Genomic DNA, 23522 nt, shown 5'->3' on the forward strand with positions numbered 1-23522 from the left:
ACCACCTAAATAAAATAAAAAAAGACTCTTATATAAACAAATTTGTAACATTCCGATTTATTTTCGTATATTCGCCCTTGTAAATCTCTATTCTCACATGGAAATTATAATTATAGTACTTCTTATTTTATGTAACGGAGTACTTTCTATGTCTGAAATTGCACTGGTTTCAGCACGAAAAGTCAAATTAGAAAATAGTGCGAAAAAAGGTAGCAAAGCGGCATTATCAGCCTTAAAACTATCACAAGACCCCGACCGATTTCTTTCAACCGTACAGATAGGTATTACCCTCATCGGAATTTTAACGGGTCTTTACTCTGGCGAAGCCTTAGCCCAAAGCCTTGCAAAACTATTAGCTAAAAGTTCCTTATTAGCTCCTTATGCAGTAGGTTTGGCACAAGCCATCATTGTTATTATAGTTACATATTTAACCCTTATTATCGGCGAATTGGTTCCCAAACGTATCGGTATGATAGCCTCGGAACGAGTAGCAAAGATCGTATCGAGACCTATGTCGTGGTTATCGTATATTGCATCGCCTTTCGTGTGGATACTCACCAAAAGTACAGCCGGGGTATGCCGTTTCTTAGGGCTTTCATCTCAAAAAGAAGGAATCACCGAAGACGAAATAAAAGCTATCGTTCGAGAAGGTACAGAGGGAGGGTGTGTACAGGAGGTGGAACAAGACATTGTAGAACGAGTTTTTAACTTGGGAGATCGCAATATATCCTCTATCATGACCCACCGGAGCGATTTAATTTGTCTCGATGTGCAAGATGACAACACTACTCTGAAATCAAAGATTACCAGTGATCTTCATGCCGTATATCCGCTATGCGAAGACAGCCTCGATAATATTATCGGAATAGTTTCTTTAAAAGATTTATTCGGAAAGATCGATGATAAAAATTTCGATATCAGAGCCGTCGCCTCAACCCCTTATTTCCTGCCGGAAAATATGAGTGTATATACTGCGATGGAAAGGCTCCGCAATGAAAATCAACGCTATGGATTAGTAACCGACGAATTTGGGAGTATTGAAGGAATTGTGACGATAAGCGATATTTTGGGAGCTTTGGTCGGTTCTGTATCATCGGGACCTTCGGCAGATATTATTATCCGGGAAGATGGCTCTTGTCTCATCGACGGACAATGCTCTTTCTATGATTTTCTAGACCACTACGACATGACGGATCGTTATCAAGAATACAATTACAATACTCTGAGCGGGCTTATCCTCGAATTATTACAACACATTCCGACCGAAGGAGAAAAGATAGAATGGCTATGCTTCACTTTCGAAATCGTCGACATGGACGGAGCCCGCATCGATAAAGTTCTGGTTCAAAAAAATGAAACGGATAACATAACCTTGTAACATCGATCTCAATGACAAAGACCAAACTAAATATCGAATCTTGGAACCGGAAGGAACACTTCCGGTTCTTTTCTGCTTTTGACGATCCCTTTTTCGGAATAACTACAAACGTAGATTTTACTACTATATATCTCGAAGCCAAACATGATTCTCAATCTTTTTTCCTTTACTCGCTCCATCATATATTGACAAAAGCCAATGAAACAGACGAATTCAAATTAAGAATCGAGGGAGGGAATTCTGTCGTTAAATACGATACCATACACGTATCTCCGACAATAGGAAGAGAAGACGGAACATTCGGTTTTGCTTTTTTCGAATATATCCCCGATCGCAACGATTTCATTCAACAAGCAATTCAAGAGATAACAAGAGTAAAAAACAGTACAGGATTATCCTTTTCGAAAAATACAGGAAGAGAAGACGTTATCAGATACTCTTCTATTCCGTGGTTCTCCTTCTCCGAAATGAAACACGCTGTTTCTTTCAAGAACGGAGACTCGGTTCCTAGCATATCGACAGGAAAACTCATCGACACAAATGGGAAAATGCTTCTTCCCATATCGATCTGTGCCCATCACGGACTCATGGACGGGAAACATATTGCCCAATTCTTAAATAAACTATCCGAACCATAAAGAATCTCTGCTCCCCATAAGTCTTCCAATCCTGTCTTGTTATGATATAGATATACTATTTGTACCAATGGTAGAGACAAACGAAACGAGGTATATCCCCGATGAATTTGTTTTTACCTTCGTTTGTATTATCTTTGCACCTCTAAAAGATTTAGTATAAAACAGGAGAGGATAAATATCCTCCGTGTGCTTGAACACCACGTAAAAAACAAGAATTATGAATCGTTCTTTTTCCCTGCCCTTTTTAATCATGGGCGTCGTCTTTTGTGTCTGCCTCATCTGCTCGAATTTACTCGAAGTAAAGATGATTTCGTTAGGAGGTATTACTGCGACCGCAGGTCTCATCGTTTTCCCCATCTCTTACATTATCAACGATTGTATCGCCGAGGTCTGGGGATATCGAAAAGCCCGACTCATTATTTGGCTCGGATTCCTGATGAATTTAATGGCTGTCATCTTTATACAGATAGCGATTATATTACCATCAGCTCCATTTTGGGACGGACAGAAATCGTTCGAAACCGTATTTTCATCAACTCCCCGCATCTTATTAGCAAGTTTCATAGCTTTCCTTGTAGGCTCCTTTTTGAACGCCTATGTCATGAGTAAAATGAAAATATCGAGTAAGGGTAAACATTTTTCATTGCGAGCCATTACATCGACCGTAGTGGGCGAAAGTGCCGATTCGCTCTTGTTTTTTCCTATCGCATTCGGTGGAGTAGTCCCTGTAAACGAACTATTGATTCTCATTGTAACACAAGCCTGCCTTAAAACGGCCTATGAAATCGTCATATTACCGGTAACGATAAGAGTCGTACGATTCGTAAAAAAGATAGACGGCAGCGATGTCTACGACCAGAAAGTTTCATACAACATATTCAAGATAAAAGAACTACAATAATCAACACGACTTATTATGAAATCAGATACATCACAACTGACCCTGCTGGGACATAAGACAGTATATAAACAGGATTATGCACCCGAGGTCTTGGAAACATTTATAAACAAACACCCGGAAAACGATTACTGGGTGCGATTCAACTGCCCGGAGTTTACCAGTCTGTGCCCGATTACCGGACAACCCGATTTCGCTACCATACAAATCGACTACATTCCCGGAGAACACATGGTAGAAAGCAAGAGTCTGAAACTCTATTTATTCAGTTTCCGTAACCACGGCGCTTTTCATGAAGATTGCGTGAACATCATCATGAAAGACCTCGTTAAGCTCATGAATCCCAAATACATCGAAGTAACAGGCTTCTTCACGCCCCGCGGCGGTATCAGCATATATCCGTATTGTAATTACGGACAACCGGGTACAGAATACGAGCAAATGGCGAAACAGAGATTACAAAACCACCGTTAAACCGGCTCAGACTTCGGTGAACAACTTTCCTTGCCAAGTATCGCGTTCTTTCATTCGCTTCAACAGACGAGCCGTAAACTCATAGTTCTTTATCCCCCAATTCGGAGCGATAAGCAGTTCGGCCGGGGACTGAGAGACAAAACGTTCGATAGCGATGTGCGGAGACAATCGCTCAGCAAAATCGATTGCCAGATCGATATACTCATCGACATCGTACAAATGAAAATCATTCGGATTGCTTTTATATTCGGCAGCCATACGGGTATGGAGAATAAGCTGCAACTGATGCAACTTAATCGTGTCGAGCGGCAACCGGGACATCTTATCGGCATGAGATAAAATCATCTCCCGATTCTCTCCCGGCAATCCCAATATCATGTGAGCCCCCACTGCAATACCCATTTCAGCCGTACGACAAATAGCATCGACCGAAGCGGCAAAATCATGTCCCCGGTTAACCCTACGCAAAGTTTCGTCGCAAGTACTCTCCACGCCATACTCCACCAATACGAATGTATGTCGGGACAAATCCGCAAAATACTCCAACAGTCCGTCGGGCATACAATCGGGGCGAGTACCGACAATAATCCCCACGACACCGGGGTGAGACAACGCCTCCTCATACTTCTGCTTCAAAACAGCAAGCTCTCCATACGTATTCGTATAAGCCTGAAAATAGGCCAAATAGTGCATCTCAGGATATTTACGGGCAAAAAAAGCTATCCCCTCTTCCAACTGGGAAGTGATACTCTTCCCAGTATGGCAATAATCAGGACTGAACGTCTGATTGTTGCAATAAGTACAACCACCGACCCCAATACCCCCGTCCCGATTAGGGCAAGTAAACCCTGCATGTAACGATATTTTTTGGACTTTGCAATCGAAATGGAGATTCAAAAAATCGGAAAAATCCCGATACCGTTTTTCTCCCGTCACCATCAATGCCCAAATTGATTATAAAATTCGACTACTGCAATAATTCCTTTCTCATACATTTCGATCAGGAAATTTTCATTCGGCGAATGCGTGGCATCCGATTCTAATCCGAATCCCATTAAGACCGATTTCACACCCAAAACTTTTTCAAAAGTTGCTATAATAGGGATACTTCCTCCACGACGTACCGCCAATGGACGTTTTCCGAACGCCAGCTCATACCCCTTTTCCGCAGCCCGATAAGCCGGCAAATCGATAGGACATACATAGCTTTCACCCCCATGCATCGGGCTCACTTTCACCTTTACGCTGCGAGGAGCGACAGAGTATATGTAATCGATAAACATCTTGGATATTTCCTCATGATTCTGATGGGGAACCAACCGGCAAGAAACTTTGGCATAGGCTTTTGACGGCAACACCGTTTTTGCACCTTCTCCCGTGTACCCGCCCCAAATACCGCAAATATCGAACGTAGGACGAATGGCGGTACGCTCCAAAGGTGAATAACCGATCTCGCCCGAAAGAGCCTCCACATCGATCGCCGCTTTATATTTCTCTTCATCATAAGGCACAGCTCCCAACATGGCTCGTTCTTGCGCCGAAACAGTTTCTACTTTGTCGTAAAAATGCGGTAAAGTTATACAACCATTTTCATCTACGACACCGGCCAGCATTTTGCAAAGCTCGTTAATGGGATTAGCTACCGTTCCCCCGAAAATTCCCGAATGCAAATCCCGATTAGGACCCGTGACCTCTATCTCCCAATAAGCCAATCCTCGCAATCCGGTCGTGATAGACGGAGTATCCAAACCGACCATACTCGTGTCTGAGACCAGTATTACATCGCATTTCAACAAATCGAGGTGTTCCTTACAAAAAGCCTCCACTCCGGGAGAACCGATTTCCTCGCCACCCTCTATCAAAAATTTCACGTTACAGCGTAACAACCCCTCTTTGACCGCAATTTCAAAGGCTTTCAACTGGATAAACCCTTGCCCTTTGTCATCGTCGGCCCCCCGAGCCCACAGTTTCCCGTCTTTTACTACCGGCTCGAAAGGCTCGGTATGCCACAGTTCAAGCGGTTCGACAGGCATCACATCATAATGAGCATATACCAGTACCGTAGGGAAACTCCTATCAACTATCTTTTCGGCGAAAACCACAGGCGAGGCCGAGGTAGGCATCACTTCGGCTCTATCGGCTCCGGCTTCCAAAAGCAAATCCCTCCATCGTTCGGCACAAAGCTGCATGTCCTTTCTATGTTCAGGCAACGCACTGATAGAAGGAATACGAAGCAACGAAAATAACTCGTTGAAAAAACGCTCTCTATGACTGTCTATATACTTTTTTGTATCCATATTTTTTAATTTATAATTTATGACTTTGTGCCAACAAATAATAATCGAGAATAACCATTGCTGCCATAGCTTCCACCACAGGTACGGCACGGGGCAATACGCAAGGGTCATGACGTCCTTTTGCCCTCAACACGGTCGGGTTTCCTTGCGAATCGACTGTCTCTATATCTTTCAATAAAGTAGCGACCGGCTTGAACGCGACTCTGAAATAAATATCTTCTCCATTGGAAATTCCACCTTGAATCCCACCCGAATGATTGGTTCTCGCTACGATTTTGCCCTGTTGAGTTTCGAATACATCATTCATTTGAGAACCTCTATATCTCACCCCTCTAAAACCCATACCATATTCAAAGCCTTTTACAGCGTTTATGCTCAACATCGCACTACCCAATGCGGCATGCAGCTTGTCGAACACAGGCTCGCCCAACCCTGTCGGAACATGTCGAACGACACAGGTAACGACACCTCCCACTGTATCGCCTTCTGACTTTACTTTTCCGATATATTCCTCCATTCGTTTTGCCATATCCGCATCGGGACAACGTACCGGATTTTTCTCTATCTCGTCGAAGTCATATCGATTATAATCGCCGGACAAAGACAATTCCCCCACCTGCGAAGTATACGCCCAGACTTCTATGCCCAGCCGAGTTAAAACAAGTTTTGCAAGAGCTCCGGCGACACAGCGAGCTATCGTCTCGCGAGCCGAAGAACGACCACCTCCCCGATGATCCCGTACCCCGTATTTCTGGGTGTATGTATAATCGGCATGCGAAGGGCGGAACACCTCCCGCAAATTATCATAATCCGATGAGTGTTGATTCTCATTATACACAAGAAAACCGATAGGCGTACCAGTTGTTTTCCCTTCGAAAATCCCGGAGAGGAATTCTACCCGATCGTTTTCTTTACGAGAGGTGACAATCGACGATTGCCCGGGACGACGCCTGTTTAACTCTCGCTGTATATACTCCATATCCAAAGGAATACCGGCAGGCATACCGTCTACCACCCCACCGATCGCCCTACCATGAGACTCTCCAAATGAAGTAAGCGTAAAGAGATTTCCGAACGTGTTCATCTCGATTATTGTATTAGTTAATTAAACAAAGATAGTACAAACTAAAAGCAAAAACAATACTCGCATGAATTATACCGGTCATTCTATAACTTATAATACAAATATTTATCTTCCATATAGAACCTTAATCCTATTGTTACAAATATAGATAAGAGAACTTAAAAGCGAACGGCTCCATTTTTCGACGATAGTACATTTTCCATAACATCGAACATAATAATCTCAAATACTGTTATTTATTTTCAAAGGAGCCATATACTCCTTTCCTCAAAAAAATAATATAAACAAATATCATATCGATTTTTTCCTTATTTTTGTAAATCAATTTCTAAAACTAAAAAAATGAAGAGCATTAAAATTATGTCTTGTATATTGGCTGCCGGCATGCTATTTACAAGCTGTAACATGTCAAATACCGGAAAAGGAGCCCTTATCGGGGGAGGTAGCGGGGCCGCTGTCGGCGCCGGATTAGGTGCGATTTTCGGAAAAGGCAAAGGAGCTGCTATCGGTGCTGCCGTGGGTGCTGCCGTAGGAACAACGGCAGGAGCCCTTATCGGAAAGAAAATGGACAAAGCGGCCGAACAAGCCAAACAGGTAGAAGGTGCACAAGTCGAGCAAGTTACCGACAACAATGGATTACAAGCTGTAAAAGTGACATTCGACTCGGGAATCCTTTTCTCGACAAGCAGTTCAAACCTCAGTTCATCGGCTAAATCGTCTTTAAGTAAATTCGCTAACGACGTACTGAACCAAAATCGTGATATGGACGTCACTATCTACGGATATACAGATAATCAGGGCTGGAAAAACTCGACAGCAGAACAAAGTTACCAGAAAAATCTGAACTTATCTCAGGAGCGAGCTCAAAGTGTAGCAAGCTATCTGCTGGCATGCGGAGTTTCCACGAACCAGATCAAATCTGTGCAAGGTATGGGCGAAGCCAATCCCATAGCCGACAACTCCACGGCAGCAGGCCGACAAGAAAATCGTCGTGTAGAAATCTATTTGTATGCAAGCCAACAAATGATTCAACAAGCCGAAGCCGGAACCCTTTAAGGAATAACGCCATCATAAATCCACTGACAAGTATATTCTGTCAGTGGATTTATAAAATATGAGTCCAACAACTATTTATGTCATTCGATTGTATATACGATATAAAATCAGAATGAGTTTCTCCAAACATTAATTTGACACTAAAAAAGATCCGAATAATGAAAACCGTTTATTTATTTCTCGCAACAGGATTTGAAGAAATAGAAGCTCTCACGATCGTAGATATGTTACGACGAGCCGAAATCGATATTACAACCGTTTCCATATCGCGAAATCTTCAAGTTGAAGGAGCTCATGGAATAACTGTTACAGCCGATTGTACATGGGTGGAACTATCGACCGAAGATGCAGACTGGTTAATTTTACCCGGAGGAATGCCGGGAACAAAACACTTGGGAGAATGCAAACCGTTGGTTTCTTTATTGCAACGCCAAGCCGCTGCCAACAAGAACATCGCTGCCATTTGTGCCGCTCCGTCGGTTCTGGGCCAGGCAGGATTGCTTAACGGATATAAAGCTACCTGTTATCCCGGATTTGAGCAATTCCTCACTGGTGCAACTGTAACAGGCGACAACGTGACTGTCGACCGAAACATTACCACAGGAAAAGGTCCGGGAGCCGCCATATCGTTCGCCACAGCCATCATCACCCAAATTGCCGGGGAAGAAAAAGCCCGTGAGGTCACGAGCGGCATGTTATTGTAAATCTTCAAAACCATACAGATAAAAAATAGCCCCGGCATTGTCGGGGCTATTTTTGTCATATTACAAATTCAACTATCGAATTATCCCACAATAGACGAAACCATCTTATCCAACGCTTCGGTCAATTTGTCGGCATTCTTTCCGCCGGCTTGTGCGAAATAGGGTTGCCCGCCTCCGCCACCTTGTATCAACTTAGCAGCATCCCGAACAATCGCAGAAGCATTCTTCCCATCGGCAACCAAGTCATCGCTCAGCATAACAGTCAATAGAGGTTTATCTTTATCCCGGGTCGCGGCGACAAAAGCCAATCCTTTGGAGACTTCACCCCGAAGTAAAAAGGCGATTCCCTTAACCATATCGGACGGCATCGGACCGATGAAACGAATAAGTTTCACGCCGTCTATACTCTCGGCCGATTTAACCATACGATCTTTCAAGACAATCATTTTCTCCTTAACATATTCCTCGGCCTGTTTCCTCAATTCGGCATTTTCATCGATGGCTTTATGAATCGCTTGTAACAAATTGGGAGCATTATTAAACAAGATTCCTATCTCTTTCAACGAATCTTGCAAGGCGTTCATCGTTTCCTCCACCCGAGCTCCTGTTATAGCCTCGATACGACGGATTCCCGCAGCAATCGAACTCTCGGTTATAATTTTTATCATACCGATATTTCCGGTATTGGATACATGAGTACCACCGCACAACTCGACAGAAGATCCAAAACGAATCACCCGGACTTCTTCTCCATACTTTTCACCAAACAGAGCCATCGCTCCCATAGCCTTAGCCTCGGCAATGGGAACATTACGATGTTCATCTAACGGGATAGCTTCACGCACTTTTCGATTGGCTATCATCTCGACTTTTCTCAACTCTTCATCTGTGACTTTTTGAAAATGAGAAAAATCAAAACGCAACGACTGCGGAGAGACATAAGAACCTTTTTGTTCTACATGAGTTCCTAAAACTTCACGCAGAGCTTCGTGCAAAAGATGAGTCGCCGTGTGATTACATGCAGTCGCCCGACGTGCCTCTTTATCGATAACGGCATGGAATGTAGCGGTCACATCTTCGGGTAATCGCTCGGCTATATGAATACTCAAATTATTTTCCCGCTTGGTCTGTAATATCTCCACGATATCATTTCCAGAAATCAACTTTCCTGTATCGCCTACCTGACCACCCATTTCGGCATAGAAAGGGGTTCTGTCCAAAACAATCTGATAAAACTCGCGAGCTTTTTGTTTTACCTTACGATAGCGTAATATCTCGGCGTCGCACTCGGTCATATCGTATCCCACGAATTCGGGCTCACCCTCTTTCAATACAACCCAGTCGCCCGTTTCTACGGCAGCCGCATTACGAGCCCGTTCCTTTTGTTGTTGCATTTGGGCGTTGAACTCGTCGATATCCACTCCTAACCCTTTTTCTTTCAATATCAACTCGGTCAAGTCAAGAGGGAAACCATAAGTGTCATACAACACGAAAGCATCCCGCCCGCTAATCTCGCTCTTACCGGCAGCCTTTGTATCGGCAGTTACTTTATCGAGCAACTTAATCCCGGTTTCGAGAGTACGCAAGAAAGCATCTTCCTCCTCTTTAATTACTTTTCCGATAAGGACCTTTTGAGCCTTCAATTCAGGATAGGCATCTCCCATCGTTTCAATAAGAATGTCCAATAATTTATAAAGGAAAGCCTGTTTCTGACCCAAGAATGTATACCCGTAACGCACAGCCCGACGTAAAATACGACGAATTACATAACCGGCTTTCGCATTCGACGGCAACTGCCCGTCGGTAATAGAAAATGCAATCGTACGTATGTGGTCTGCAATGACACGCATAGCAATATCGGCCTTAGGATCGTCGCCATATTTCTTACCGCAAAGACGCCCGATTTCCCCGATAATCGGTTGGAATACATCGGTGTCATAATTAGACGTCTTTCCTTGCAACGCCATACAAAGCCGTTCGAATCCCATACCGGTATCGATTACCCGAGCAGGAAGAGGTTCGAGCGAACCATCGGCTTTACGGTTATATTGCATAAACACAAGGTTCCATATCTCTATCACTTGCGGGTGACTCTGGTTAACCAATTTCAATCCGTCGACTTCGGCTCTCTCGGCATCACTCCGCAAATCGATGTGAATCTCAGAACAGGGTCCACAAGGTCCCGTATCTCCCATTTCCCAAAAATTATCATGTCGATTTCCGTTAATTATATGATCTTTGGGCAAATGCGCATCCCAATACGAGGCTGCCTCGTTATCTCTCTCCAAACCTTCGGACGCATATCCTTCGAATACGGTAGCGTACAATCGGGCCGGATCTATTTTCAATACGTCGACCAAATATTCCCAAGACCAATCGATCGCTTCTTTCTTAAAATAGTCCCCGAACGACCAGTTACCGAGCATCTCGAACATGGTGTGATGATAGGTATCCAGTCCCACCTCTTCCAAATCGTTGTGCTTACCGCTCACTCTCAAACATTTTTGTGAATCCGCGACCCGCTTATATTTTGCCGGAACATTTCCCAAGATAATATCTTTAAACTGGTTCATTCCCGCATTGGTAAACATCAACGTAGGGTCATCTTTAATCACCATCGGAGCCGAAGGCACGATCTGATGGCCTCGTTCTCTGAAAAAATCCTTAAAAGATTCACGAATCTCTTTTGCTGTCAGCATAACAATTTAATTATATTAAGTTCCACGGCTTTCTTTTTCGTTATCGAAATAGAAATCGCCAATACGGTATATTAATATTACCAAAAACAATTTGCAAAAATAGCCCAAATTATTATTTTTGTACCCATGTGCAGATAAAAAAATGCTTAGAAACATATTTTTTTACGGTCTATAAAAGCTTTTGCCAATAAGAATGAGCCGACAAATAATCAATGAGTAAAAAAATATTCTACATATACAATCCTAAAACACTGACATACGAACGGGTATATCCTTCACTTCGCCAGCGCATCATCGTTGTTTTACGCCATTTGTTCGTCGGTAGCATACTAAGTATAGGGGTCATCGTCGCATTTTATTTTTGGCTCGGTTCACCCAAAGAAGAGCTTCTGAAAATGGAAAACGAGCAAATGCAGACACAATATAAAGTACTTTCCAAACGAGTCGACGCTGCGCTGGAAGTTCTGAATGATTTACAACAACGAGACGACAACATGTATCGGGTCATTCTGCAAGCCGAGCCTGTAAACGACGAAATCAGAAATAACGGAATATACAACCCTAGCCGGTACGAGAATCTGTTGCAAATGAGCGATGCAGAGCTGGTTGTTTCTACCAGTCAAAAAGTAGACAACCTTGCGAGGCAAGTATATGTACAATGCAATTCCATGAACGAACTCGTCAAACTGGCACAAGGCCAAGAGGAGCGCATAAAACACATTCCGGCCATACAACCCGTTTCTAACAAAGATTTGAAACGAACAGCATCGGGATATGGTTATCGAATAGATCCGATCTACAAGACCACAAAATTCCATCAGGGAATGGACTTTTCTGCCAATGTGGGAACCCCTGTTTACGTAACCGGGAACGGCCGTGTCGTTGAAACCGGCTGGCAACAAGGATTTGGGAACACGGTAGTCATCGATCACGGATATGATTATAAAACCCGATATGCTCACCTCAGTAAAATATTAGTCCGTAAAGGACAAGAAGTCATACGAGGAGAAGAAATAGCCGAAGTAGGCAATACGGGGAAATCCACAGGGCCGCATTTACATTACGAAGTTCTATACAAAGGGAAAGCACAGAATCCTATCAATTACTATTTCTTCGACCTTTCACCCGAAGATTACGACCGCATGACTCAACTTGCCGAAAATCAAGGGCGTGTAATGGATTAAAAACAAATCGTATGAAAGAACCTGTAACAAATAAACAAAAACTATATTACACGATCGGTGAGGTATCGGACATGTTCAATGTAAACCAATCCTTACTCCGATATTGGGAAACAGAGTTTAAAACAATCAATCCTAAACGATCCCCCAAAGGGACTCGTTATTATTCCCAAAAAGATATCGAAGAAATAAAGCTCATTCACTATTTGCTGAAAGAAAGAAAGCTGAAAATAGAAGGAGCGAAACAAGTATTGAAACACAAAAGAGAAAGTACCGTTCGGTCCCAACAAGTAGTGGAACGACTGAAATCACTGCGTTCCGAACTAATTGCCATTATGGAAGAACTGGAATAGCTTGGCTATTAAGAAGGAAGATATTGACAATTTCAAGAAAGTTTCTTACACTTCTTAAACAAATATGGTACACTATTCGCACCGAGGATAAGTCCCAGAATAGCCCCGCAACTATTGGCGAGAAAATCATACCAGTCCGCGCTTCGCCCCATAGACATAGCACCCTGCAACAACTCCATCAAGCCACCCCACACAATAGCCCCGCACACGAGCAAAATCAACTTGGGAGCGGTAAACTTCGATACCCGATATATATCGAAACAGCCTATCCAAACAAGCCCCAAATACATACAACCGTGCACCAGCTTATCGGCTCCTTCGAATAAATAAAACTCCTGACTATGTACCGGATTCTTAGCCAGAGACAAATATGTAATTACAGCCAATACTATAATCGTAGGGACAAACGCCAAAAATCTAAAAGGCCTCATATCTATTCACGTAATCTTTACAACAAACAAAAAGGTAGAATTATCTCCTTTTTACAGAAATACTTGCTTTTGCAATCCTTTGACAAAGATAAAGTAAGCTAAGAATAAAAACAAATCACGCGATTTCTGCCAAGAATCAATCTACCTGTACCTCCTGTCACAAAGGCCGCATTTTCATTTACGACAAAACCAAATCCATTTGTATTTGGTTATATAATCTATCATTCATTTTTTACAAAAAGAATTACACTTTTATAGAAAAAGGACTCTATTCCCTTTTTATTAAGCTATTATATGAACAAATAAATTTAAATTTTATACTTTTGTAATTATATCTTGAACTAAAAATGGGAGAACGGGCAAAATTCGCGACCAAGTTAGGAGTAATAGCCACCACGGTAGGATCGGCGGTAGGATTAGGAAATATTTGGAGATTCCCTTATGAAGCCGGAATGAGCGGAGGGGGAGCATTCTTAATGATTTACATTCTATGTGTTCTTATATTAGGTGTTCCGGTTATGTGCGCCGAATTCATTATCGGAAGAAAATCCAAATCCGACACGGTAGACGCATTCAAAAAATTAATCCCCGGCAGTCGATGGTACTACATCGGATATATAGGAATATTGGCCTCGATTCTTATTTTAGGATATTATATGGTCATATCGGGTTGGACGCTCGAATATCTTTTTCAAGCAGCCTGTAACAATCTGACCGGAAAAACGGCAGCAGAATTCAAAGCTGAACAAAACGCATTTATCCAGAACGATTTTCGGCCGTTACTATGGATATACATTTTTCTCTTTATCAACTATATCATCATATCTAAGGGTGTACAGAAAGGAATCGAAAAAATGTCCAACATATTGATGCCTATATTGTTCATTATTCTCATCGTTTTTTGCATACGGTCGTTAACACTACCCGAAGCCAACGAAGGTCTGAAATTTTTCCTACACCCCGATTTTTCGAAAATCACACCCCAAGTCATCGTACGGGCAATGGGGCAAGCATTCTTCTCTTTAAGTTTAGGTATGGGTATCCTCATCACCTATTCCTCCTACTTCAATAATAAAACTCATCTGATAAAAACAGCCAGCACGGTAGCGATACTCGACACAACCGTTGCCATTCTGGCCGGAGTAATTATATTCCCGGCTGTTTTCTCTTATGGTGTGGATCCTGTCGCCGGTCCCGACCTTGTATTTGTCACCCTCCCCAATGTATTCAATCAAATGCCGGTATCTGCGTTATGGTCTGCATTGTTTTTCTTACTCCTCACTGTGGCAGCTCTTACTTCCACCGTTTCTCTTTTCGAAGTTGCAGTTGCATTTTTTATCAACCACATGCATCTGTCAAGGAAAAAGGCAACCCGGACAATGATGATCATTGTTGCCATATTAAGCACTGTCTGCTCTCTTTCTATCGGTTCATGGAGCCATATACGCATTTTTGGGAAAACCATATTCGATGCCTGCGATTACTTCTCAGCTATCATCTTGTTGCCAGTAGGCGGACTGTTGATAAGTATTTTCATCGGGTGGATACTGAAACGAAATATCTCCCGGGAGGAATTGACTAACCGAAATAAATTGCACGAGCCACTATTCAACGCAATCTTTTTCTGTATCAAATACATAGCTCCAATCATCATCATTTTAATCTTTTTATCGGGATTTGGTATTATCTGATGGCACTTAAAAACGATTCTTTTTTCTCATTATCGAAAAGCGAACGCAGAGCGACTCTGTTATTGATTATCATTCTGTTAATCCTCACAGGAGCTCGCATTGCGCAATACTACTATCATTCACGAGAAAAGGTTGAAGTTACAACGGAATACGAATCATTTCAATCCGAGCTGGAAGAATTCAATCGTTCTTTGAACCATCAAAACGAAAAAGCAAAAAATGCCGAACGGCAAACCTCTAAAAGCCCCCGTCCTCCTAAAAGTTTAAAACCGGTTCCCCGGGAAGAATAGTGTCAAAGAAGTTTTTTTTAATCCATACCTTACTATTCAGCAAAAAGAATTATCTTCGCTCAACATAACAGCAGGCCGGTATGCAATGCCTGTATCGGCAGGTCTTGTTATATGATTTCAAAACGTACAGTACTATGTTCCAGTGGATACAAAAAGAACCGTTGTCTTTGAATCTTGGTGGAGAATTGGTTTCCCTATCGAGACCATTAATCATGGGAATACTCAATATCACCCCCGACTCTTTTTACCCCGGAAGCCGTACTACGGAAGAAGAACAAATCGCCGAGCGACTGCGTAAAATGATGAATGAAGGCGCCGACATCATAGACATAGGAGCCTACTCCTCGCGACCTAATGCCGACGATATCTCACCCGACGAAGAGATGAAACGACTTTCGAAGGGACTCGATATTATCCGCAAACTATATCCCACGGCAAGAGTCTCGGTCGATACATTTCGTGCCGATATAGCCGCTCGCTGTGTCCGGGAATACGGAGTACAGATGATCAACGACATATCGGGGGGAGAACTCGATTCTCAAATGTTCGAAACCATAGCCGAGTTGAAAGTCGCCTATATTTTGATGCACATGAAAGGGACGCCCCAAACCATGATGCAACAAATCCGATACGAGCATATCATTCCCGAAATGCTTTACTATTTCTCAGAACGTATCGCCCGACTCGAAAGCCTCGGTGTCAACGATATCATTATCGATCCGGGATTCGGATTCAGCAAATCGGTCGACGACAACTACTTGCTCATGAACCGACTCGACGAATTTACCCGTACAGGCTACCCCTTATTGGTGGGAATATCTCGTAAATCAATGATATATAAATACTTTGGATACACTCCCGAAGAAAGTCTAAACGGAACTACAATCTTAAACACGCTGGCTTTATTAGGAGGAGCCGACATTTTGAGAGTGCATGACGTAAAAGAAGCTGTGGAAGCGGTAAAAATAGTTTCAAAAACCATACAATCCGTAAAATAAAATGTTCTCATTCGGCATAAAAGATATTATCGACATACTCATCGTAGCCCTGCTTCTGTACACTCTTTACAAAATGATGAAAGAGTCGGGAACAATAAGTATATTCACCGGTGTATTAGCATTCGTGGGAGTATGGATCGTTGTAACGCAAATTCTCGACATGCGTCTCATCGGGTCTATCATGGACAAATTTATGAGTGTAGGTCTCCTTATACTCGTTATTTTGTTTCAAGATGAAATCAAGCGCTTTCTCGTACAACTCGGGTCGCACAAACGATGGAGATTCTTTTTCAATTTCTTCCTTAAACACAAAGATACCGGAGAAAAGCCCTATATCATGCCCATCGTACATGCCTGTATGAATATGTCCAAGACAAAAACCGGAGCCCTGATAGTCATCGAGCAAGGAGTTTCACTCGATAATTACAAAAATACCGGCGACACGATCAACGCAAATGTAAATGCAAGGCTCATCGAGAATATATTTTTCAAAAATAGTCCTTTACACGACGGAGCCATGATTATCGCCGATGATCGAATAGCCTCGGCAGCTTGCATATTACCGGTCTCGCACAATACGAGAATACCCAAATCGATGGGGCTAAGACATCGGTCGGCATTAGGTATAACCGAAGTAACCGATGCCCTTGCCGTCGTCGTATCGGAAGAAACGGGAAATATCTCTTTGGCTCACAATGGAAAAATAACGACCAAAATCTCAGGCAAGGACCTCGAACGTATGCTGGCACAAGAATCTATCGATTGACTCAAAACGTCTGAATCGAAACAAAATCGCTCCACGGAAATCGTTCAGCATAAATCATGCGAGAACAGCTCGGGACATGAAGAACCACTTCCGAAAGAATGGACGGATTAAAACCATCGGCCACCGCAGGAGGTATCGGAGCCTCGATATAAATATCTTTCAACCGGAGACAGCCCATAAAAAGATGATCGCCGATACACGTCACCTCCTTACCGAAAACCACAGTCATAAGAGTCTTGATTTTACCGAAAGAAAAATTTTCAAATTTCAAATCCCTCCCCACATAAAGTTTTTCCAAAGGACAATTATAAAACAAATTATCTCCCACCTGCAAAGGTTTATTCCCATCGACAAATATCGCCTCTTTCAAAGAAATACAACTCCTGAATGCGTACACTCCTATCGTGTTCACATCACACCCTATCGACACCACCCCCAAAGACTCACATCTATAAAAAGCCAATTCACCTATATCCCGAACTTTATCCGGTATAACAACCGACGATAAATTATAACAACACCCGAATGCTCCTTCTCCGATAGACAATAGATTATCGGGCATTATCACCCTTGTCAATCGAGCACATTTATAAAAAGTATAATCTCCTATCTTATTATCCGAGGCACTATAATTCCCATAATAGGTATTTCCCCCATCTACAATATTTACCCCCGACAAATCCAAAACGGACAAACAACCGCCTGTCTCCTTTCCGTTTGCATCACACCCGCTCATCTCGCGAATGTATCTTAGGTCTGTGCCATTTAATTCCCCTATCAGTGTAAGCTCTACGATTCTGTATTTCAAATGAGACGCTATCAACGACGGTAGTGTACCAGCTTCATTCACACAAATAACCATACTCTTGTTACTGGGCCTTAATCTTCCGATCAACGCCCTTAACGACCATATAACACATTTCAAATTTTTCATAAATGCAATAAACTCTATAAAAGAACAATTCCCCCAACAATTAAAAATATAAGAAATCGTTTGTCCACCCACTAGAAATACAAACTCAGTATGACAACAACATCATACGCAACCCAAACGTAAATTCGACTCCGTCAAAAAAACTTTATTCCCTCTTTATAAATAAAACTAAATACTTCAACACAACACGATCGCTATACTTCGAAGTAATTTTTGTATAGCATCACAAATATTGGAAATAGTGAGTGCAGAGACAAACGGAAATCTTATTTCCGACTCGACTATGCCGAACCGTATCCTATATTCGTATTTGCAAATATAATAAAATCTGTTATAACAGATATGAATCCTATTTGTAATACACAATTTTATATATATTATATAGATTCACTCGATAATTGATGGGAATTGTCCTTGTAACTCCAACCCCTCTCCTCAGAAACGGGTGTTTCTCCGGTATCTTTCCTGTATCGCAACACAGGGAAGAAGAGTAAATACAATCCCATTTCATTCGCTAAATTAATATGGCAGAAAATAGCTGTCCCCACTTTTCTACTGCCCCATTATATATCGCATTTCTTGAACTCATTAAAACAGTTGAGGCGTAGAAAATATTCTACGCCTCAATACCCTATTATATTGTAACTATTTTATCGATTAGCCCGCTTACGCTCCGTCTCATCTAAGATAATTTTACGTAAACGCAAATGATGAGGAGTCACCTCCACATATTCGTCTTCTTTTATATATTCGAGAGCTTCTTCCAGACTGAATATAACCGGTGGAACGATACGAGCCTTATCGTCTGCACCAGAAGCTCGCATATTCGTCAGTTTCTTCGACTTGGTAACATTCACCACTATATCGTTATCCTTAGCATTTTCCCCAACAACCTGTCCGGCATAAACTTCTTCCTGAGGGAAAATAAAGAACCGACCTCTATCTTGCAACTTATCGATAGCATAGGCATAGGCCGTACCCGCTTCCATCGCAATTAACGAGCCGTTTGTACGGCGGTCTATATCGCCTTTCCAGGGCTGATATTCCAAAAAGCGGTGAGCCATAATAGCTTCTCCCGCCGAAGCGGTCAGCACGTTGGTTCGCAATCCGATAATACCACGCGAAGGAATATGGAACTCGATGTGTATGCGATCGTTCTGCGTAGTCATCGATACCATCTCTCCTTTCCGGCGTGTAACCATATCGATAATCTTGCTGGCATATTCCTCTGGAAGATTGATTGTCAACAACTCCACCGGCTCACATTTCTGCCCGTCAATTTCCTTAATAATTACCTGGGGCTGTCCTACTTGCAACTCATATCCTTCACGTCGCATAGTTTCTATCAAGACCGACAAATGTAACACTCCACGGCCATAAACAGTCCACGCATCATCGGTATCGCCCCGCTCCACACGCAAAGCCAGATTTTTATCCAACTCTCTTGTCAAACGATCGGCTATGTGCCTCGAAGTCACATATTTTCCATCTTTACCGAAAAAAGGAGAATCGTTAATTGTAAACAACATAGACATGGTAGGCTCATCGATAGCGATTCTCGGTAAAGCCTCCGGTTCGGCGACATCGGCTACGGTATCGCCAATTTCGAAATTCTCGATACCGATGAGTGCACAAATATCCCCCGAACCTACCGACTGAACTTTGGCACGTCCCATACCCTCGAAGACATCGAGCTCTTTTATCCGCTGTTTAACGACCGATCCGTCTTTCTTACACAAGGCCACGTCCATACCCTCTTTCAGCTCACCGCGATGAACACGGCCGACAGCAATACGTCCCACATAAGGAGAATAATCGAGCGAAGTAATCAACATCTGGGGTGTACCTTCGAGATACTGCGGTTCGGGTATATACTCGATAATCGCATCGAGCAAAGCGGTTATATTGTCGGTCGGTTTCCTCCAATCTGTCGAAAACCAACCCTGTTTGGCCGAACCGTATATCGTGGGGAAATCAAGTTGCTCTTCGGTTGCATCGAGACTAAACATAAGGTCGAGAACCATCTCTTGAACTTCGTCCGGGCGGCAATTGGGTTTATCCACTTTATTAATGACCACAACCGGTTTCAATCCCATTTCAATAGCCTTCTGCAAAACAAAACGAGTCTGAGGCATAGGGCCCTCGAAAGCATCGACTAACAGCAAACAGCCGTCGGCCATGTTGAGTACACGCTCTACCTCCCCACCGAAATCGGCGTGCCCCGGAGTATCGATAACATTGATCTTGTAATCCTTATAACGGATAGAAACATTCTTCGAAAGAATCGTAATTCCTCGCTCCCTTTCCAAATCGTTATTATCCAATATCAACTCCCCGGAATTCTGGTTCTCGCGAAAGAGATGCCCGGCCAATAACATTTTATCCACCAACGTAGTTTTACCGTGGTCGACGTGAGCGATAATCGCAATGTTTCTGATTTTTTGCATATAACCTATTTTAACCGCGCAAAGTTACTACATTTTTTTAAAATGGTATATCACTTTCCCTCATTTAGTATTTAGAAGACTTTGCGAGCGTACGGAACAAGCTATAACAACGATGACTTTCTATCTTTGATTTTTAAATAAACATATCTCAAACCCGGCAACAACGGCTTTACAACAGTACTCGCCATTAAAAACAGCCGGGGATATCTCCCGATAAATGAAACCAACTTGTCTTTACAAGGTAACATCGGTTTATAGGTTACTAATAATTCTTTTCTATCTTTATATGACAAACGCCACCAATAACGGAGAATAATACTTTTAAACCGAAATTCATAATGTGTATTTATCACCATCGCTACACCATAATCCCTCTCTTTTTCGTCTAAGCAAAGGGATTTTATCCGCTCATTCAACTCAAACAACCCGACCACCTTCTTTATGTCTGCACCTATTTGCGAAGTTTGAGTATCATACACCCTATATCGATATACTATAATTGGAACATATTTTATCGATACTGCACGCCTTATACAATCTATGACATAATCGGAATCTTCAAACAATACATTCTCTTCAAAAAACAAATTATTGTCTACCAGAAACCTCCGACGATAAACGCAAAGCCAGGGAACCCACGGTATAGAATTCCTTTTTAGAAATTCACGGCCGCTCATCACATCTTGGTTATCGGACACCGCGATACACGTTTTTATTGTACTATCCTTAACAAGAAAATAATCAAATTTCAGTATATCTATCCCCTCATATTTTTCTAATTCCTTTTTCAACAAAGGCAATGCATTCGACTCAAAAGTATCATCTGCATCAATATACAAAATATAATCACCCTTGGCAACTTTTACAGCTGTATTGCGAGCGCCACCCTGCCGTCGGTTTGTTTCATGATTAATCAATCGTAAATTTTGATGAAATTTCCCATATTCCGAAATAACCTGTGCCGTATTATCTGTTGAACAATCATTGACACAAATCACTTCAAAATCATCGTCTCCCAGTCCCTGCCGATAAATGCTGTCCAAACAATTTTTTATATACTGCTCCCCATTATAGACCGGAATAATAATAGAAAAAAACACACCCATAACAAAGCATTTTTAGTATGGGCAAAAGAACAAAACAGGATTAAATATTTTTAAAATAATGTATCGCTGCGATCGCTACGAATTTGTAGACTTTTTAGCTACACCTTTATCGAAAGACTGGGTATATTCCGTAAAAAAATCGTAACCTAAAATACAAGAGATACGATATAACATCGATGAATCGATACTCGATTTTTGAAAAATTTTATACACATTGGTTCTATCGCAATGTAAGGCGGCGGCAAACCAAGTAACTGTACGACCTTGTTCGCGCAACTTTTTTTCTATGAGAGAACCGATGTGTATCATCGTATCGACATCGTGCGACTCCCCTACACGAGCTAAACAAACACAAAAAAGGCGTGAGAATCACACTCCTGCCTATCTCGGTGTCAGGCTCTCGCATCGCCCTTCTATAGAGATAAGCAACGCTGAAAGCCCACGCCGATATGCATATACGGCATGCGATAAATCGGCATGCCCTACTATATAACATATCCCGTAGACGTTCGGTTGCCCTCATCTTTGTATAGAAGTTCAAATTTGCGAGATTCGACACTCCAAAGACAAACGCTTGTAAACGCCTTTCCTAATAAAAAACTCCACCCCTCCATCTGGTTTGAAAACAAACAAGACCTATCCCGAAACCGGGGTATTCAGCGTGAAGTTTTGCAAATATAGCGAAAGGTAAAAGAAAGACAAAATGAACAAATTCATTTTTCATTTCAAAGCGTATTCCATAAGTTAGAAATGAGAAAACAATCGTTTTCCTCAACTATTTAATGAAAATAAAAAGACAAACATCTCTTAAAAAAAGCAGACCTCATCTTTGACAAACAAGCCATATACTACCCCTCAAAACGAGCAGTTGAAACCGTCTATATTTTAAGAAAGACATTTCGCTTATACAACTGCCGGAGTATAAGAAAGACTATGAGATAGTTGGCGAAACACAGCCATACCGAATAATAACCACCCAAATACTGTTCCAAGCCATAACTGACCGATGCCACTACGCACCGGAAATTAACGACCTCCCCCAACAGATAAGCCGTTATAGAATTCATACCATATATTTTCAGCCAGTTCAATCCCCAATCATGGCCTTTACAATCTATCCAATAATAAAACAAAGCCATCAATAAAAAACAATATCCGCCAGACAGCAACGTCATACTACAAGTCCATATACGTTTGATAACCGGCATTTGAAAACTCCATGCCCAAGCCGCAACGATAAGGGCTACCCCTACCAAAAACAACCGGCGAGCCACCTTCTGCCGATGAAATGCGCCCTCTTTCATCATTCGACCCGCAAACACGCCCAACATAACGGTAACCCCAAAAGTGAGACTGCTCAATATCCAAGTGTAATGATAGTCCGATGAGAAACTCCATGTACCGTCTGCATTCCAATAAACACCGTCACGGAATCGGCCCAAGACAAAACGGTCCACCTTCTCGGCAAAATTCCCTTCCGGCGTGAAATCCCCCCAAAATGTCATAGGGAACCAATAGGCCAACAACAACAGAAACGTCACACCAATCTGCCCTTTTAAAGAGAAGTTCAATTGAATGAGCGCAGCGATCAAATATCCGGCAGCGATAGCCTGCAACGTGTTTGAATACAATCGAATGTATTTAAAATCGAGTCCCAGCAAATTACCTTGAACAACCATGCCCAACAAGAAAAGTATGACAAAACGCCTCAATACCTTTTTATAAATGAACCATCGGTTTTCCTCCCTTTCATACTTCGAAAAAGAAAACGGCATCGAAACACCTGTCATAAAAAGGAACAATGGCATCACCAAATCCCAAAAACGGAATCCCTCCCACACTTCATGGTCGAATTGATACAAAACAGCATTCATCACAGAGCTATCCACACACGCTCCCAACGAGACCAATACAGGCTGTAAAAACACCAGCAGAAACAAGTCGAATCCCCGCAGAATATCCAATGATGCCAAACGCTGGCCGACTGGCTGTGTCGCATTTCCCAACATACAAGAATTAAGATTATTATAAAACAATAACATATCGATATTTCAGTTTCCACCGCATGCAACGATCGGACATCAAGACATATCTACA

At 42.3% G+C, this 23522-nt stretch carries 22 protein-coding genes; 12 read left to right on the forward strand and 10 right to left on the reverse strand.

The genetic code is table 11. The annotated features are described in order from the left end of the window. The first annotated feature begins 97 nt into the window (after positions 1-97). The 4 genes from NBH06_RS02160 to queF all read left to right on the forward strand — a co-directional run bounded on the left by NBH06_RS02160 (position 98) and on the right by queF (position 3388). Positions 98-1378, forward strand: a complete 1281-nt coding sequence (locus tag NBH06_RS02160; RefSeq protein WP_021891887.1) for a hemolysin family protein — start codon at positions 98-100, stop codon at positions 1376-1378. Between the two features lie 11 nt (positions 1379-1389). After that, a complete protein-coding gene (locus tag NBH06_RS02165; RefSeq protein ID WP_250792550.1) occupies positions 1390-2016 on the forward strand; it encodes a chloramphenicol acetyltransferase in 627 nt (208 codons plus the stop codon). Positions 2017-2233: 217 nt separating this feature from the next. Beyond that, complete coding sequence (locus NBH06_RS02170; RefSeq protein ID WP_195331376.1) at positions 2234-2917, forward strand: queuosine precursor transporter; 684 nt, start codon at positions 2234-2236, stop codon at positions 2915-2917. 15 nt (positions 2918-2932) lie between these two features. Then, complete coding sequence (gene queF / locus NBH06_RS02175; protein ID WP_046412020.1) at positions 2933-3388, forward strand: preQ(1) synthase; 456 nt, start codon at positions 2933-2935, stop codon at positions 3386-3388. A 6-nt stretch (positions 3389-3394) separates the two neighbouring features. Here queF and mnmL read toward each other — a convergent pair whose 3' ends face one another. From mnmL to aroC, 3 genes are read right to left on the reverse strand one after another with little or no spacing between them, the layout of a single operon-like run. Then, a complete protein-coding gene (mnmL, locus tag NBH06_RS02180; protein WP_250792768.1) occupies positions 3395-4327 on the reverse strand; it encodes a tRNA modification radical SAM protein MnmL/YtqA in 933 nt (310 codons plus the stop codon). Continuing rightward, entirely contained in the window at positions 4327-5685 is a 1359-nt protein-coding gene (locus NBH06_RS02185) for a dipeptidase (protein WP_250792552.1), read from the reverse strand. The genes mnmL and NBH06_RS02185 overlap by 1 nt, the downstream gene beginning before the upstream one ends. A gap of 10 nt (positions 5686-5695) precedes the next feature. Next, the gene (gene aroC / locus NBH06_RS02190) at positions 5696-6769 is read right to left on the reverse strand and encodes a chorismate synthase (protein WP_250792554.1); all 1074 of its coding nucleotides are present in this window, start codon (positions 6767-6769) and stop codon (positions 5696-5698) included. 342 nt (positions 6770-7111) lie between these two features. Between aroC and NBH06_RS02195 the strand changes: the two genes are divergently transcribed. Together NBH06_RS02195 and NBH06_RS02200 are read left to right on the forward strand one after the other, a co-directional pair. Then, positions 7112-7825, forward strand: a complete 714-nt coding sequence (locus tag NBH06_RS02195) for a YiaD family glycine zipper/OmpA-like lipoprotein (protein WP_008861107.1) — start codon at positions 7112-7114, stop codon at positions 7823-7825. Positions 7826-7983: 158 nt separating this feature from the next. Beyond that, the gene (locus NBH06_RS02200; protein WP_008861108.1) at positions 7984-8529 is read left to right on the forward strand and encodes a DJ-1 family glyoxalase III; all 546 of its coding nucleotides are present in this window, start codon (positions 7984-7986) and stop codon (positions 8527-8529) included. 80 nt (positions 8530-8609) lie between these two features. Here the strand turns inward: NBH06_RS02200 and alaS are convergent, their stop codons facing one another. After that, positions 8610-11228, reverse strand: coding sequence for an alanine--tRNA ligase (gene alaS, locus NBH06_RS02205; protein WP_250792556.1), 2619 nt, complete (start codon positions 11226-11228; stop codon positions 8610-8612). A 212-nt stretch (positions 11229-11440) separates the two neighbouring features. On the opposite strand from alaS, the gene NBH06_RS02210 reads away from it, so the two are divergent. Continuing rightward, positions 11441-12412 carry a M23 family metallopeptidase gene (locus NBH06_RS02210; RefSeq protein WP_195331381.1) on the forward strand — a complete coding sequence of 324 codons (972 nt, stop codon included), beginning with the start codon at positions 11441-11443 and terminating at the stop codon, positions 12410-12412. 11 nt (positions 12413-12423) lie between these two features. Further along, on the forward strand, positions 12424-12762 hold the full coding sequence (locus tag NBH06_RS02215; RefSeq protein ID WP_008861112.1) for a MerR family transcriptional regulator: 339 nt from the start codon (positions 12424-12426) through the stop codon (positions 12760-12762). Between the two features lie 32 nt (positions 12763-12794). Here the strand turns inward: NBH06_RS02215 and NBH06_RS02220 are convergent, their stop codons facing one another. Continuing rightward, complete coding sequence (locus NBH06_RS02220) at positions 12795-13193, reverse strand: VanZ family protein (protein ID WP_250792558.1); 399 nt, start codon at positions 13191-13193, stop codon at positions 12795-12797. Positions 13194-13540: 347 nt separating this feature from the next. Here NBH06_RS02220 and NBH06_RS02225 point away from each other — a divergent pair, with 347 nt between their 5' ends. From NBH06_RS02225 to cdaA, 4 genes are all read left to right on the forward strand, one after another. Continuing rightward, positions 13541-14884, forward strand: a complete 1344-nt coding sequence (locus NBH06_RS02225; protein WP_250792560.1) for a sodium-dependent transporter — start codon at positions 13541-13543, stop codon at positions 14882-14884. Further along, a complete protein-coding gene (locus NBH06_RS02230; protein WP_195331383.1) occupies positions 14884-15174 on the forward strand; it encodes a hypothetical protein in 291 nt (96 codons plus the stop codon). Before NBH06_RS02225 ends, NBH06_RS02230 begins: the two co-directional genes overlap by 1 nt. 134 nt (positions 15175-15308) lie before the next feature. Then, positions 15309-16172, forward strand: coding sequence for a dihydropteroate synthase (folP, locus tag NBH06_RS02235; protein ID WP_250792770.1), 864 nt, complete (start codon positions 15309-15311; stop codon positions 16170-16172). Between the two features lies 1 nt (position 16173). After that, positions 16174-16938, forward strand: a complete 765-nt coding sequence (gene cdaA / locus NBH06_RS02240; RefSeq protein ID WP_008861117.1) for a diadenylate cyclase CdaA — start codon at positions 16174-16176, stop codon at positions 16936-16938. A 1-nt stretch (position 16939) separates the two neighbouring features. Here cdaA and NBH06_RS02245 read toward each other — a convergent pair whose 3' ends face one another. From NBH06_RS02245 to NBH06_RS02265, 5 genes are all read right to left on the reverse strand, one after another. Further along, the gene (locus NBH06_RS02245; protein ID WP_250792562.1) at positions 16940-17872 is read right to left on the reverse strand and encodes a leucine-rich repeat domain-containing protein; all 933 of its coding nucleotides are present in this window, start codon (positions 17870-17872) and stop codon (positions 16940-16942) included. A gap of 650 nt (positions 17873-18522) precedes the next feature. Then, positions 18523-20319: a translational GTPase TypA gene (gene typA, locus NBH06_RS02250; RefSeq protein ID WP_250792564.1), complete on the reverse strand. Its 1797-nt coding sequence runs from the start codon at positions 20317-20319 to the stop codon at positions 18523-18525. A gap of 101 nt (positions 20320-20420) precedes the next feature. Beyond that, complete coding sequence (locus NBH06_RS02255; protein WP_250792566.1) at positions 20421-21425, reverse strand: glycosyltransferase family 2 protein; 1005 nt, start codon at positions 21423-21425, stop codon at positions 20421-20423. Between the two features lie 75 nt (positions 21426-21500). Continuing rightward, positions 21501-21734 (reverse strand): hypothetical protein, encoded by a 234-nt coding sequence (locus tag NBH06_RS02260; RefSeq protein ID WP_250792569.1) that lies wholly within the window; start codon positions 21732-21734, stop codon positions 21501-21503. 569 nt (positions 21735-22303) lie between these two features. Further along, positions 22304-23434, reverse strand: a complete 1131-nt coding sequence (locus NBH06_RS02265; protein ID WP_250792570.1) for an acyltransferase family protein — start codon at positions 23432-23434, stop codon at positions 22304-22306. Positions 23435-23522 lie beyond the last annotated feature (88 nt).

Origin of the sequence: Barnesiella sp. B2-R-119, from assembly GCF_023656675.1 — a bacterium.
GTDB lineage: Bacteria > Bacteroidota > Bacteroidia > Bacteroidales > Barnesiellaceae > Barnesiella > Barnesiella intestinihominis.

Bases quoted from the DNA above. Each gene is read 5' to 3' on its own strand.
- NBH06_RS02160 (WP_021891887.1), top strand. From the start codon at position 98: ATGGAAATTATAATTATAGTACTTCTTATTTTATGTAACGGAGTACTT.
- NBH06_RS02165 (WP_250792550.1), top strand. From the start codon at position 1,390: ATGACAAAGACCAAACTAAATATCGAATCTTGGAACCGGAAGGAACAC.
- NBH06_RS02170 (WP_195331376.1), top strand. From the start codon at position 2,234: ATGAATCGTTCTTTTTCCCTGCCCTTTTTAATCATGGGCGTCGTCTTT.
- queF (WP_046412020.1), top strand. From the start codon at position 2,933: ATGAAATCAGATACATCACAACTGACCCTGCTGGGACATAAGACAGTA.
- mnmL (WP_250792768.1), bottom strand. From the start codon at position 4,327: ATGGTGACGGGAGAAAAACGGTATCGGGATTTTTCCGATTTTTTGAAT.
- NBH06_RS02185 (WP_250792552.1), bottom strand. From the start codon at position 5,685: ATGGATACAAAAAAGTATATAGACAGTCATAGAGAGCGTTTTTTCAAC.
- aroC (WP_250792554.1), bottom strand. From the start codon at position 6,769: ATGAACACGTTCGGAAATCTCTTTACGCTTACTTCATTTGGAGAGTCT.
- NBH06_RS02195 (WP_008861107.1), top strand. From the start codon at position 7,112: ATGAAGAGCATTAAAATTATGTCTTGTATATTGGCTGCCGGCATGCTA.
- NBH06_RS02200 (WP_008861108.1), top strand. From the start codon at position 7,984: ATGAAAACCGTTTATTTATTTCTCGCAACAGGATTTGAAGAAATAGAA.
- alaS (WP_250792556.1), bottom strand. From the start codon at position 11,228: ATGCTGACAGCAAAAGAGATTCGTGAATCTTTTAAGGATTTTTTCAGA.
- NBH06_RS02210 (WP_195331381.1), top strand. From the start codon at position 11,441: ATGAGTAAAAAAATATTCTACATATACAATCCTAAAACACTGACATAC.
- NBH06_RS02215 (WP_008861112.1), top strand. From the start codon at position 12,424: ATGAAAGAACCTGTAACAAATAAACAAAAACTATATTACACGATCGGT.
- NBH06_RS02220 (WP_250792558.1), bottom strand. From the start codon at position 13,193: ATGAGGCCTTTTAGATTTTTGGCGTTTGTCCCTACGATTATAGTATTG.
- NBH06_RS02225 (WP_250792560.1), top strand. From the start codon at position 13,541: ATGGGAGAACGGGCAAAATTCGCGACCAAGTTAGGAGTAATAGCCACC.
- NBH06_RS02230 (WP_195331383.1), top strand. From the start codon at position 14,884: ATGGCACTTAAAAACGATTCTTTTTTCTCATTATCGAAAAGCGAACGC.
- folP (WP_250792770.1), top strand. From the start codon at position 15,309: ATGTTCCAGTGGATACAAAAAGAACCGTTGTCTTTGAATCTTGGTGGA.
- cdaA (WP_008861117.1), top strand. From the start codon at position 16,174: ATGTTCTCATTCGGCATAAAAGATATTATCGACATACTCATCGTAGCC.
- NBH06_RS02245 (WP_250792562.1), bottom strand. From the start codon at position 17,872: ATGAAAAATTTGAAATGTGTTATATGGTCGTTAAGGGCGTTGATCGGA.
- typA (WP_250792564.1), bottom strand. From the start codon at position 20,319: ATGCAAAAAATCAGAAACATTGCGATTATCGCTCACGTCGACCACGGT.
- NBH06_RS02255 (WP_250792566.1), bottom strand. From the start codon at position 21,425: ATGGGTGTGTTTTTTTCTATTATTATTCCGGTCTATAATGGGGAGCAG.
- NBH06_RS02260 (WP_250792569.1), bottom strand. From the start codon at position 21,734: ATGATACACATCGGTTCTCTCATAGAAAAAAAGTTGCGCGAACAAGGT.
- NBH06_RS02265 (WP_250792570.1), bottom strand. From the start codon at position 23,434: ATGTTGGGAAATGCGACACAGCCAGTCGGCCAGCGTTTGGCATCATTG.